Origin of the sequence: Paenibacillus sp. HW567, from assembly GCF_000374185.1 — a bacterium.
Lineage (GTDB): Bacteria > Bacillota > Bacilli > Paenibacillales > Paenibacillaceae > Paenibacillus_AQ.
In genome coordinates this window covers 3,176,712-3,188,799 of record NZ_KB910518.1, presented here as the reverse complement: position 1 = coordinate 3,188,799, position 12,088 = coordinate 3,176,712, and the positions used below count along the sequence as shown (strand labels likewise).

Below are 12,088 nucleotides of genomic sequence, written 5' to 3'. Positions count from 1 at the left end.
CTTTTCATCTGCCTTTAAGCTTCAGGGCTTATAGTAATCCCATGACCCCCCTTATATATAGACCTTGGCCCTGCCGGACGTTGGCGGGGTCACTTTTTTTGTATAGAGGATACCTTTACACAATATTCCAAATACAGTAGACTGACTCCATGCTGTTCATAAAGGGAGGTCCAGATGAGTGTATCTGCAATGATTTTATATCATAATGAAGAACTCTGTGTTAGAAGGCTGGAGCTTGAGGATGCGGGGCTGCTGGTGAAATGGCTGTCTGATCCGGTGGTGCTGGAATACTATGAAGGCCGCGACCGTCCGCATGATCTGGAAATGGTGCTGGAGCATTTTTATGAAGATGTTCCGGAGGGGATGACCCCCGGGATTGTTCAGTACAAATCTCAGGACGTGGGATATATCCAGTTCTATCCGATTGAAGCTGAAGAGCGGCAGGAGTATGGCTATGCGGATAAGATTGTGATGGACCCGCAGAGCTGGAATCGCCGCGCGCTGAGAGTCTATGAGAAGAACGGGTTTGTGCGCAAAAAGCTGCTCCCGGAACATGAATGGCATGAAGGCCAATACAGAGACTGCTGGCTTATTGAATATAACGGCGCTTGACAACAACCCCGGAGAAAAGAGTCTATAATGGTGTTAAAGTGTATAAATGATGCAGCAAGCATTACATACTAGACAGCAACGGAGGTACATAGATGGACACGATTGCAATTATTTCTGACATTCATGGCAATGTAACAGCTCTGCAGGCGGTGTTGGCGGATATTCAGGAGCGTAAGGTGAGCCGGATTCTTTGTCTTGGAGATATCGTCGGCAAAGGGCCGAATTCAGATTTGGCGGTTGATCTGATCCGGGAGCATTGCGAGGAGGTAGTTACGGGGAACTGGGATGAATTCGTCGCTGGAACAAGCGGGCTTGAGGTTGTAAAGTGGCACAGTGCTGTGCTGGGGCAGAATCGTCTCGATTATCTAAAATCACTTCCGTTCTCCATTGAATTCTGGATGAGCGGGAAGTTCGTCCGGTTGTTTCATGCTTCGCCGCGCAGTGTGAATGAACGGGTTCAACCGTGGGATGCGTATGAGCAGCGTCTGTCGCTGTTTCAGTCCTCGGAGCTGTGCCAGGCTGATTTGCCGGCAGATGTAGCCGGATATGGGGATATTCATAACGCATACCTGCAGCATCTGGAGGGGAGGACGCTTTTTAATGTGGGAAGTGTCGGCAATCCGCTCGATCTCACGCAGGCTTCATATGTTTTGCTGGAGGGCAATTACGGGAACCGTTCCTTGGGGCGGCTGAACATACAGTTCGTTAGAGTTCCCTATAACATTGAATTGGCTGTGCAGCAGGCTGTGGAATCGGAAATGCCGGATTTGGAGCTGTATATCAGAGAGCTTAGAACCGCTAAATATAGAGGAATAAAAGACTGAGACGCATGTTATGAGTATCGTTTGTATTGTACGGCCCGACCAATTCCGGTTGGGTTTTATACTTTTCAAGAAAGTAATTGACATACTTATGGAGCGGTACTATACTAAAGTTAGTTAATATGTAACGGTAACAGTTACAATTGTGGATGGCAAGTTTGAATGAGGTTAAGACTAGACAATAATAAACGGGTCGCACTCAGATCCGCTTACATTCAGGAGGGATTGACATGACAGCAACAGCAACTCTGCCACAAGAGCTGGAAATTGGTCTTGTGCAGATTAGAGTGAGCAATTTGGAGCGTTCTCTTGCTTTTTACCAGAATGTTGTAGGACTCACAATTTTGCGCCAAGCAGGACGCGAAGTGGAAATGACGGCTGACGGCCAGCATGTATTGCTGGTATTGCGGGAGATTGACAATGCCCGGGTGCTGCGACGAAATTCGGTTGCCGGACTGTACCATTTTGCTATCCTTGTGCCGGACCGTCCGAGCTTGGGGCTGGTGCTGCGCAACCTGATTGCTTCAGATATTGAGGTTGGTCAAGGGGATCATCTTGTCAGTGAGGCGCTGTATATTCAGGACCCGGATAATAACGGGATTGAGCTGTACCGTGACCGTCCGCGTGATGCCTGGAAGCATGATGCTGAAGGAAATGTAGTAATGAGCACCGATCCGGTGGACGTGGAAGGACTGCTGGCTGCCTCTGAAGGTCTGCCTTGGACCGGACTGCCTGCTGGCACGGTTATCGGGCATGTTCACTTTCATGTAGGCGATCTTGGTGAGGCCAAAAAGTTCTATGTGGATACGCTGGGCTTTGAGGTGACAACACGGTACGGCAATTCGGCCTTGTTCATCTCGGCAGGGGGGTATCATCACCATATGGGGCTGAATGTGTGGGCAGGTCAAGGCGCTCCGGCGGCTCCGTCCGATGTGGCGGGTATTGACTATTTCACTTTGCTTCTGCCGAGTATTCAGGAGCGTGATGCTGTAGCTGAACGGGTGCGCGGGGCCGGGTATAAGGTTGGTGAAGCCGATGGAGTTGTGACGGTTACAGATCCGTGGAACATTGGCATTAAGCTGCTCGTAAAGCCTTGAAGTGAAAGATTTGGTAGTCGTTTGTGGAGCACAGCGGCAGCAATCCGGGGTACGTCAGACTAGTCAGGCACTCCTTCTGCGGCGACGAAATTTTCTTTCATTCGATTATTCCCGAGAACGCTCAGGGCAGAAGATTAGGAACGGATGCGGCAAAAGGGTGCGGAATGCTTTTGGGGCCGGAAGTTTAATTTGGATGTTGACCGGAAGATCGCACAGGGTATCTTGCAGCTTTCGTGAAGTGTATGCTAACAAAACTTTAGGAGGAACTAACTATGAAAATTGCAGTCATCGGAGCAAGCGGCAAGGCGGGAAGCGAGATCACTAAGGAAGCGCTGGACAGAGGCCATGAGGTTACCGTTATCGTGCGGGATGCCGCAAAAGTGGCAGGCAGCAAGGCTGCTGTAGTAGAGAAGGATATCTTCGCTTTGACTGCAGGGGATTTGAAGGGCTTTGACGTTGTGGTTAATGCCTTTGGTGCCCCGTTTGGGCAGGAGCATCTGCATGTGGATGCGGGGAATGTGCTGATTGAAGCGCTGAAGGACGCACCTGGCACGCGTTTGATTGTAGTGGGCGGAGCAGGAAGCTTGTATGTGGATGAAGCCAAAACCGTAAGAGTAGTGGATACGCCGGGATTTCCTGACTTCGTGAAGCCGACGGCCTTGAATCAGGGCAAAAATCTGGAGATTCTGAAAGGCACAAAGGATCTGAAGTGGACCTTCGTCAGCCCGTCAGCCAACTTTGCCGTAGGTGCAAGAACAGGCGCCTACGAGACCGGCAAGGATCATCTGCTGTCCAATTCCAAAGGCGAAAGTTATGTCAGCTATGCTGATTATGCCATTGCAATCGTGGATGAGATCGAGCAGCCGCAGCATATCGGCGAGCGGTTCACGGTAGTATCCGAGTCCTGATTAGACTAACGGCTGTTATAAAAAAGAAGCGAACCGGCTGGACCGGCTTCGCTTCTTTTTTTTGCGCTATAAAGTATCCAAGCGGGCCGTGAAGCCAAAGCTTCACTTATAGGTGTTATGCTAGGCTATTCACACAATTCCCTGGGCAAGCTCAGCGATTCTGCGGTTGGCATCTCCGGTGAACAACCCTCCGTGATAACAGATTACCTGGCGAATTTCGAAATCGGCGAATTTCTTCAGAGAGCTGAGGGCAGTTGCCATATCGGGCGTAGCGGCTGCATCTGGTCCGCATAGCTCACCGCCTCGAACGGTTAAGGCATCAGCGGCAATCAGCGTACGGCTTGGCTGATGATACAAGCTCAGATGGCCCGGACTGTGGCCGGGCGTATGAATGACAGTGATTCCGCCGGCAAGGGGGAGCCGCTCTCCGCCGGTAAGAGTCTCATCTACTTTTCCTTTGGGCGGGTGGGCCAGCACATGGAGGAAGGCGCGCCGCCATTCCTCCGGCACGGTAGGCGGAAGATTGGCCTCGGCTGCCGCCAGTGCTTCCGGGGTAATCTTAAGCAGCATCTTGTCGCCTTCGATATACGGCCGCTCGATTTCATGGGCCAGCACGTTCAGCCCAGGCCCGGCCAGATCCAGCAGGGATGGCAGGCTCCCGATGTGATCAAGGTCCTGATGCGTGATGAGGATGGTCTGGAGCTGCTCCCAAGGCACAGAAGCCTCAGCGAGAGCCTCCTTGAACCGCTGTGCCAATCCCGGAACCCCGGTATCGACCAGTACAGCGGATTTCTCGTCCCAGAGCAGGGTAGGGTAAAAGGTGTCTGTGCCGCCCATGACCTGAACGGAAATCTCAAGCATTTCAATTCCTTTGGCAATATGCATTGTATCCCTCCGTTATAAATGATAAGAGTGATGCCGTGAGGCTAATGCATATCATACTGAGTCTGATCTATTTTTTCAATACCAAAATAATTTATTATATCACAAATAATTATTTTTGTCAACAGTCAAAGTGGTGAATATTTAGATGCTCTATGGAAAGTCTGCTTTACATTTTGTGCTGCAGGTGGTATTCTCGACGTAAAGCTCGCTTTACATTTTTAGGAGGCACGGTGATGAAGAACAGGCTTGAAGTCATCCGTAAGCAGCGCGGCATTAAGCAGGAAGAGCTTGCCGAAGCGTTGGAGGTATCACGGCAGACGATCTGCTCGCTGGAGAAAGGGAGGTACAATCCTTCGATTATTCTGGCCTTTAAGCTTGCGAAGTACTTCAAGATAAGTATTGAAGAGATTTTTGTATATGAGGAGGACGGTGAAGGGGAGAAATCCAGATAACAGCATTTTATTGCTGCTTGGGAGATTTAGGCTATAATAATAAAAAAATATACCGGGGAGTTGAGAGGTTGGAGACTTTTCTTGCTGTGCTCTTATTGCTGGGACTTATCGCGGTATCCAATATTGTGAACCGGTTCATCCCGTTTGTACCGATTCCGCTGATTCAGATTGGACTGGGTGTCATTGCCGCTATGGTTCCTACAGGAATACATATGTCCTTTGAGCCGGAGCTGTTTTTTGTGCTGTTTATTGCTCCGCTGCTGTTCAATGACGGCAGGCGGACACCGCGCGACGAGCTGTGGAATCTGAGGGCGCCCATTCTGCTGCTGGCGCTGGGGCTGGTCTTCGTTACGGTATTTGTGGCAGGGTATGCCATTCACTGGATGATTCCCTCGATACCGCTGGCGGTCTCCTTTGCACTCGCTGCAATCCTGTCTCCTACGGATGCGGTTGCGGTCAGCGCGCTGGCCGGGAAGGTGCATCTGCCGAAGAGCATTCACCGGATTCTTGAGGGCGAGTCGCTGATGAATGATGCCTCTGGTCTGGTTGCTTTCAAGTTTGCCATCGCGGCGGCGGTTACCGGAGTGTTCTCATTGCCTAAGGCGACGGTCAGCTTTGTGCTGATTGCGGCAGGCGGTCTGCTCGCCGGAGCGCTGCTCTCCTTTCTGCTGATCCGCCTCAGTGTATTTATCCGCAGATTCGGGATGGAGGATGTTACGATTCATGTGCTGCTGCAGATCCTCACGCCTTTTATCATTTATCTGATCTGTGAGGAAATCGGCGTGTCCGGCATTCTGGGGGTCGTAGCCGGCGGTGTGATGTATGCCATTGAGAAGGACCGTGCCGTGTCTCCGCAATACAAGCTGCAGCTTGTATCTGCAAGCACGTGGTCCGTGCTGCTGCTTATCCTGAACGGTCTGGTGTTCCTGATTCTCGGCGTGTCGGTTCCAGACGTCGTTAAGGTGATTTACCGCGACAGCTCCTTGAACAATTTCATGGTGGCCGGTTACGTGCTGGCGATTACGGCGCTGCTTATTGTGCTGCGGTTTCTCTGGGTATACGCATACTCCTTATGGGAGACCCGCAGGCGGAAGGTGGAGAAGGCGCCGCTGAGGTCGCAGTTGATTACTTCGATTTCTGGCGTTCGCGGAGCCGTAACTCTGGCGGGGGCATTCTCGATTCCGCTCGTCCTGGGAGATGGTTCACCGTTTCCGCAGCGTGATCTGATCATCGCCCTTGCGGCCGGCGTCATCCTGATGTCACTGGTTATTGCCAGCATCTTTCTTCCGCTGCTTGCGGACAAGGAGGAGACGGTAGTGGTGGAGACCCGTGTTCTCAATTCAGAGCTGACGGCAAGATCGGTTGTGATTGACGCGGGAATGAGCATGCTGCGCAGCCTGATCTCGGAGAATCCCCAGCCTATGAATCAGCCTGCCTTGCTGGAGTTCACCGACAAAATTGACAGGCTATGCGCGCGGAAAACAGGAGATGATCCAGAAGCGGAGCATTTCCGCCAGCTCGGAGTCCAGGCCAAGCGGAACGCTCTTGCGGCTGAACGTTCGGAGCTTCGGCGGATGCTGGATAATGGAACCATTGCTGTTCCGGTAGCCTCGAAGATGGAGGAGCTTATTGACCACAAGGAAGCCTTGATGTGCAAGCGGCTCGATACGCAATTCAAATTTTCGCTGACCGAAATTCAGCGCTTGTTCTCGGGATTGTTCTCCGGCAAGCTGAACGGTGATGAAGGGCGGCAGGCGGCGCTGAATGCCGAGAGCGCCCGCGTCGCGAAGATTTCAATGTGCCAGGCAGCGGTGGCGGCTGTCAGCGCGGGGATGAATGAAGAGAACCGGCTGGCTTCGCAGAAGGTTATCGACAAATACGAGCAGATGGAGACCCGGCTTAGCGAGGGGGACGGCTGGATTAAGGATGGGGTTGTCGATGACCAGAGGCTTGAGCTGAAGCTGCAGGCCATTCAGGAGCAGCGCAATACCGTGCAGATGATGTATCAGAACGGGGCGATTAATCTGAAAATCGCCGGAAAGCTGCGTAAATTTGTCGATCAATTGGAGACGGCGATCTGGGAGGATTAAGAATGGGAGAAATAGCGGCAAGCGGCTTGTCTTATGTGGAGATTGGGGAAGAGCATCTGGCAGAGGTCGTAGATATCTATAATTATTATGTGCTGAATACGACGGTTTCTTTTCATACAGAGCCGCTTGAATTGCCGGCCATGCGCGAGTCGGTGCTAAGCGGTGATCCGCGCTTCAGGTCCTATGCCATATTGCAGGACGGAGAGCTGCAGGGTTATGTCCTGATTGCCAGACACAAGAATAAGCAGGCCTATGATACCTCCGGCGAAATCAGCATCTATCTGAAGCCTGGCAGAGGGGGGCAGGGGCTTGGCGGCAAAGCATTGAGCTTCATTGAGGAGCGTGCGGCAGAGCTTGGTTTCCACGTCCTTGTGGCTACGGTGTGCGCGGACAATGAACCGAGCCGGCGGCTCTTCACGAAGCATGGGTATGAGCAAAGCGCCCTCTTCAAAGAAATCGGCAGCAAATTCGGCAGATGGCTGGATATTGCCAGCTACTCCAAAATTATCAGCCGTGGTGAACCGCGGGCCGATAGCTAAGCTCATGTCTGATCAATAATTGCGGGGGAATATCGTTCTGAACAAGTGCAAAGGCTGCTCACCGGTGATTTTTTATCATCCTGTGGGCAGCCTTTGTATGTGTCTGTAGCGAGCCTGAGCCGGCAGCACTCTTGCTGCATGCGGCTCCTTATGAGCTTCGGCCGTTCTTCCGGCGGAACATCTGCCCGAGCACTTCACTGAGTACAAGGCCGGTAGCGATAGCCCCGGAGAGCATCAGCGCCTGGACGGCAAACTGGATGGCCTGATTGTTGTCATTTTCCACGAATTTGCGCATGGCATCATAAGCAAGTCCCCCCGGAACCAGCGGGATAATGCCTCCTACGCTGAAGATAATGACCGGCATTTTGAAGGAGCGGGCGAAGATCTGGCTGATTACTCCAACCACTACGGTAGCCAGAAAAGTGGCAACCACCGTGTCCCATTGCTCGTCGAGCTGAAGATAGAGTATCCAGCCTACCATTCCGGCAAATCCACACTGCACCAAGGCCCGGGCCGGTGCATTGAACAGAATGCAGAAGGTGGCAGCGGCGATAAAGCTGGTTATCAATTGCAAAATCATGAACAGCTAACCTCTTTCACGTGGGGAATCATAAAATTGACAGCACAAGTCCGATGCCAGTTCCAATTGCGAATGCCGTCAGAAAAGCATCGGCTCCCTTGGAAAGGCCGGAGACGAGATGACCGGCCATCAAATCACGGACTGCATTTGTAATGAGCAGTCCCGGAACCAGCGGCATCACGGAGCCGATGATGATCTTATCCATTTCCTGTCCCACGCCGAGCTTGACAGAGAAGAAGGCGAGCAGGCCGATCAGGAACGAAGCCGTGAACTCCGCGAAGAATCTGATTTGTACGAGCCGGTGCAAATAGGTTGCTGCTGCGAAGCCGATGCCGGATGCAAGGATGGCCGGAAGAGCATCCCACAGGCTGCCTTTGAACATAACGGTGAAGCATGCACCGGTCAGGGCAGCCGCGGCAATCTGTATCCATGCCGGATAAGCATGGGCTGCATCGTCCACCACGCTTAGCCGCTCACGCGCCTCATTTGCCGTGAGCTGGCGCTCGCTCAGCCGCCGCGAGATGTCATTGACCTCCGATACCTTCTGCAGATCGGTGGTCCGCTCGGCAATGCGGAACAGCTTCACCGGCTCAGTCCGGCTGGTGGTGAACATAATGACCGTTGGCGTTACATAGCTGTGCGCTCCGGGAAAACCGAGCGAAGCGGCCATACGGCTCATGGTATCCTCTACGCGGTACGTCTCCGCGCCGCTTTGCAGCATGATTTTACCAGCCAGCAGGCACAGGTCGATAATGTCATGCGCGGAAGTATTGCTATTGTTGCTTGTGCTATCCAACTTCGTTCGATCCTCCCCTGGAATGTTATATATTTGATTGTCGCCGCAATGGTCGAAAAGATCAACCTCTAATCTGCAGACTGGATGATTTTCCGGTAATGAATACATAATAAGGGGGAGATCATAAGGAGGAACCTCTATGAAGATGTCTGGAAAGCAGCTCTGGATTGCGGCATTGGGCGGAGTAAACGAGATTGGAAAAAACATGTATATCGTACAGTATGCCGATGACATTATTGCCATTGACAGCGGCTCTAAATTTCCTGACGAGAGCATGCTGGGCATTGACCTGATTATTCCTGATGTTTCTTATTTATTGAACCATATAGATAAGGTACGGGCGCTCATCGTTACTCACGGGCATGAGGATCACATCGGGGGCATCCCTTATTTGCTGAAGCAGTTGAATATCCCGATTTATGCTTCCCGCCTGACGCTTGGCCTGATCGAGACCAAACTTAAGGAACACGGCCTGCTGCGCCAGACGATCCTGCATTGTATTGATAGAGATTCCAGGCTGGACTTCGGCTCGATCACCACTACCTTTTTTAATACCAACCACAGCATCCCGGATTGCCTGGGCGTTGTATTCGATACTCCTGAGGGAACTATTGTACACACAGGCGATTTCAAATTCGACATGACTCCAGTGAACAAGCAATATCCGGATATTCATAAAATGGCTGAAATCGGCAAAAGAGGCGTAAAGTTTCTGCTCTCCGAGAGCACCAATGCCGAAAGACCCGGCTTCACCCCCTCCGAGAGGCTTGTGGGAGCTCATATGGAAGAAGCTTTTCAGAAGGCGGAGCAGAGAGTATTTGTTTCTACCTTCGCTTCGAATGTGCACCGTCTGCAGCAGATTGTTGATGCAGCCGGGCATACCGGCCGTCACCTCGTCTTGCTTGGCAGAAGTATGGTCAATGTAGTTGGAGTTGCACAAGAATTGGGTTTTTTGCAAGTGCCCGAAGGTATGCTGGTAGAGCCGGCAGAAGCGGCAAAGCTGCCTCCCGAAAAGATAGCTGTACTGTGCACCGGCAGCCAAGGCGAACCGATGGCTGCGTTATCCCGCTTAGCGAATGCAAGCCATAGGCAGCTTGAGATTGCAGCAGGGGATACGGTCCTGATTGCGGCTAACCCGATTCCGGGCAATGAACGCAACGTGTCCCGGATTGTAGACAACCTGTACATTCTGGGTGCAAGGGTCATCTACGGCTCCCGCAGTGAACTGCATGTTTCAGGACATGGCAGCCAGGAGGAATTGAAGCTGATGCTGACGCTGATGAAACCGGAATATTTCATCCCGATTCATGGTGAATACCGTATGCTTCATCATCACCGTATGCTTGCGGAGGCTGTCGGCGTGGACCCTGACCATATCTTTATCCTTAAAAATGGAGAGGTTGTCGAGTCAGCGGGAGGTGTCGTCCGCCGGCAAGGACGTTTGCCGGCCGGTCAGATGCTGGTGGACGGCCTTGGAATCGGCGACATCGGCAATGTTGTGCTGCGGGACCGCAGGCAACTGTCTGCGGACGGTATTCTTATTACCGTGATCACACTTAGCCAAAGTGACGGCAGAATTCTGAATGATCCCGACACGATCTCCAGGGGGTTCGTCTACGTGCGGAACTCTGATACGCTGATGGAAGAGATCAATCAGCTTGTGTCCGCGACTCTGCAGAAGATAAGCCCTGCTGATCTCGGCCAATGGAATATCATGAAGTCCACCATCAAGGACACCTTGGGCAAATTTCTGTATGAGAGAACGAAGCGCCGCCCGATGATTCTTCCGATCATCATTGAGGTGTAGGCGTTACGAATGCTACAAGCGATCACGGTTTGAAGTAAAAGAGGGTGCTGGTCTGCGGACGCCCTCTTGTCAACGCAGAATTAAGCCTTGTGATCAAAAAAAGAGACTTTACTAGGTGAGCTTTGACTTGTTGCCCGCATTTTCCGGTTAAATCTTAGAGTCAAATAAACGGCGCGGATAACCAGATCAATTGCAATGGATATCCATACTCCGGCAATTCCCATTCCCAAATGAAGACATAGCACATACACGCCGACAACGCGGATGAGCCACATCCCAATGGCGGTGCTGTACATGGGGCTTTTCGTATCCCCGGCTCCCTGAAGGGCCCCGGCTAGAACTAACCCGGCGCCTAAAAACGGCTGGGCGAATGCATCAATACGAAGCGCCGTAGTCACCATTCCGATTACACCGTCATCATCTGTAAACCAACCGGCTGTGACAGTAGACGTTACAAACAATATTACTCCCACAACAGCCATAAACAAAACGGCAATCCACATGGTTAACATACCGTATTGGTAAGCATCTTCTTTCCGGTCCGCGCCTAAATTTTGGCCAACAAGAATAGTTGCCGCAACGGCCAGGCCATACCCCGGCATGTAAGAAAAGATTTCTATATTCCCCGCAAGAATATGGGCGGCATACACATCGGTGCCAATTCGGACAATGAGGCTAAAATAAAGCACCTGCCCAAACCGCATAATCAGCCTTTCGGCTGCTGCAGGGGCGGAAAGCTTCAGCAGCGGCATCGTATATCCGTTCGCGCCTCCTGCGCGGATGGAGAAGTTGAGCTTGGATTTCCGGATATACATAAATAGCGCAAGGGACCCGATCACCCGGACTATTGTGGTCGCCCAAGCTGCTCCGGCGATGCCCCAGCCCGTCCAACTGAATAAGCCAAAGATCAGAATGTAATCTAATACAATATGGATCATATTGATCCATATACCGACCTTCATGGGGGTTTTGGTATTGCCGGCAGCGCGCAGGATACTGCCAAAGACCGTCATAAGGGATATGAAAATAGAGGGGACAGCTACAATCCGGAAGTATACTACGCTATCCGCTAATACATGCGGTTCTGCTCCCATAAGCCGCAGTAAGGGCTCTGCAAAAAAGAAGGTTACGATTCCGAAAATAAGTCCTAAAATAGCTGATATGTACGATGATTGCCGCGCAATAGCCTTGGCTTTATCCATTTCCCCAGCGCCCACACTGCGGGCAATCAATGAGGACGTTCCTACCCCCATAGCCATAAAGACAGCAATATAAACGGCCATAATGGCACCTGTTACCCCGACCGCAGCGACTTGATGGAGACCAATTTTGGATACAAAGAGAGTGTCCACAAAGCCTACAATAGTTTGCAAAAAATTCTCAATTATAGACGGTACGGCCAGGGTCAATATAACTTTGATCTTCTGGCTCCGGTCACTGCTAATGGTCTTCGGCATGGCGGACCTCCACTTTATATTATCACGGTGATTATATCCCCCTA

Annotated in this window: 12 protein-coding genes; 8 read left to right on the top strand and 4 right to left on the bottom strand. The window is 51.7% G+C overall.

Translation table 11 applies throughout. The features are described 5' to 3' along the window. The first annotated feature begins 174 nt into the window (after positions 1-174). From B212_RS0114530 to B212_RS0114515, 4 genes are all read left to right on the top strand, one after another. Entirely contained in the window at positions 175-612 is a 438-nt protein-coding gene (locus tag B212_RS0114530) for a GNAT family N-acetyltransferase (protein ID WP_019911591.1), read from the top strand. Between the two features lie 92 nt (positions 613-704). Continuing rightward, a complete protein-coding gene (locus B212_RS0114525) occupies positions 705-1,436 on the top strand; it encodes a metallophosphoesterase family protein (protein ID WP_019911590.1) in 732 nt (243 codons plus the stop codon). A gap of 227 nt (positions 1,437-1,663) precedes the next feature. Next, entirely contained in the window at positions 1,664-2,530 is an 867-nt protein-coding gene (locus B212_RS0114520) for a VOC family protein (protein ID WP_019911589.1), read from the top strand. Between the two features lie 272 nt (positions 2,531-2,802). Next, positions 2,803-3,438: an NAD(P)-dependent oxidoreductase gene (locus B212_RS0114515; RefSeq protein WP_019911588.1), complete on the top strand. Its 636-nt coding sequence runs from the start codon at positions 2,803-2,805 to the stop codon at positions 3,436-3,438. Positions 3,439-3,567: 129 nt separating this feature from the next. Here the strand turns inward: B212_RS0114515 and B212_RS0114510 are convergent, their stop codons facing one another. After that, the gene (locus B212_RS0114510; RefSeq protein WP_019911587.1) at positions 3,568-4,323 is read right to left on the bottom strand and encodes an MBL fold metallo-hydrolase; all 756 of its coding nucleotides are present in this window, start codon (positions 4,321-4,323) and stop codon (positions 3,568-3,570) included. A gap of 233 nt (positions 4,324-4,556) precedes the next feature. Here B212_RS0114510 and B212_RS0114505 point away from each other — a divergent pair, with 233 nt between their 5' ends. The 3 genes from B212_RS0114505 (at position 4,557) to B212_RS0114495 (ending at position 7,404) form a co-directional block, all read left to right on the top strand. After that, the gene (locus B212_RS0114505) at positions 4,557-4,775 is read left to right on the top strand and encodes a helix-turn-helix transcriptional regulator (RefSeq protein ID WP_019911586.1); all 219 of its coding nucleotides are present in this window, start codon (positions 4,557-4,559) and stop codon (positions 4,773-4,775) included. 68 nt (positions 4,776-4,843) lie between these two features. Beyond that, on the top strand, positions 4,844-6,865 hold the full coding sequence (locus tag B212_RS0114500) for a Na+/H+ antiporter (protein WP_019911585.1): 2,022 nt from the start codon (positions 4,844-4,846) through the stop codon (positions 6,863-6,865). 2 nt (positions 6,866-6,867) lie between these two features. Further along, positions 6,868-7,404, top strand: a complete 537-nt coding sequence (locus B212_RS0114495) for a GNAT family N-acetyltransferase (protein ID WP_019911584.1) — start codon at positions 6,868-6,870, stop codon at positions 7,402-7,404. A 148-nt stretch (positions 7,405-7,552) separates the two neighbouring features. On the opposite strand, the gene B212_RS0114490 is transcribed toward B212_RS0114495, so the two are convergent. Next, entirely contained in the window at positions 7,553-7,984 is a 432-nt protein-coding gene (locus tag B212_RS0114490) for a threonine/serine exporter family protein (RefSeq protein WP_019911583.1), read from the bottom strand. Between the two features lie 28 nt (positions 7,985-8,012). Beyond that, the gene (locus B212_RS0114485; protein ID WP_019911581.1) at positions 8,013-8,780 is read right to left on the bottom strand and encodes a threonine/serine exporter family protein; all 768 of its coding nucleotides are present in this window, start codon (positions 8,778-8,780) and stop codon (positions 8,013-8,015) included. Positions 8,781-8,919: 139 nt separating this feature from the next. Here B212_RS0114485 and B212_RS0114480 point away from each other — a divergent pair, with 139 nt between their 5' ends. Beyond that, positions 8,920-10,587 (top strand): RNase J family beta-CASP ribonuclease, encoded by a 1,668-nt coding sequence (locus tag B212_RS0114480; RefSeq protein WP_019911580.1) that lies wholly within the window; start codon positions 8,920-8,922, stop codon positions 10,585-10,587. A gap of 80 nt (positions 10,588-10,667) precedes the next feature. On the opposite strand, the gene B212_RS0114475 is transcribed toward B212_RS0114480, so the two are convergent. Then, positions 10,668-12,044 carry an MATE family efflux transporter gene (locus B212_RS0114475; protein ID WP_019911579.1) on the bottom strand — a complete coding sequence of 459 codons (1,377 nt, stop codon included), beginning with the start codon at positions 12,042-12,044 and terminating at the stop codon, positions 10,668-10,670. Positions 12,045-12,088 lie beyond the last annotated feature (44 nt).

Excerpts from the sequence above, each read along its gene's own strand:
- B212_RS0114530 (WP_019911591.1), top strand. The coding sequence starts at position 175 with ATGAGTGTATCTGCAATGATTTTATATCATAATGAAGAACTCTGTGTT.
- B212_RS0114525 (WP_019911590.1), top strand. The coding sequence starts at position 705 with ATGGACACGATTGCAATTATTTCTGACATTCATGGCAATGTAACAGCT.
- B212_RS0114520 (WP_019911589.1), top strand. The coding sequence starts at position 1,664 with ATGACAGCAACAGCAACTCTGCCACAAGAGCTGGAAATTGGTCTTGTG.
- B212_RS0114515 (WP_019911588.1), top strand. The coding sequence starts at position 2,803 with ATGAAAATTGCAGTCATCGGAGCAAGCGGCAAGGCGGGAAGCGAGATC.
- B212_RS0114510 (WP_019911587.1), bottom strand. The coding sequence starts at position 4,323 with ATGCATATTGCCAAAGGAATTGAAATGCTTGAGATTTCCGTTCAGGTC.
- B212_RS0114505 (WP_019911586.1), top strand. The coding sequence starts at position 4,557 with ATGAAGAACAGGCTTGAAGTCATCCGTAAGCAGCGCGGCATTAAGCAG.
- B212_RS0114495 (WP_019911584.1), top strand. The coding sequence starts at position 6,868 with ATGGGAGAAATAGCGGCAAGCGGCTTGTCTTATGTGGAGATTGGGGAA.
- B212_RS0114490 (WP_019911583.1), bottom strand. The coding sequence starts at position 7,984 with ATGATTTTGCAATTGATAACCAGCTTTATCGCCGCTGCCACCTTCTGC.
- B212_RS0114480 (WP_019911580.1), top strand. The coding sequence starts at position 8,920 with ATGAAGATGTCTGGAAAGCAGCTCTGGATTGCGGCATTGGGCGGAGTA.
- B212_RS0114475 (WP_019911579.1), bottom strand. The coding sequence starts at position 12,044 with ATGCCGAAGACCATTAGCAGTGACCGGAGCCAGAAGATCAAAGTTATA.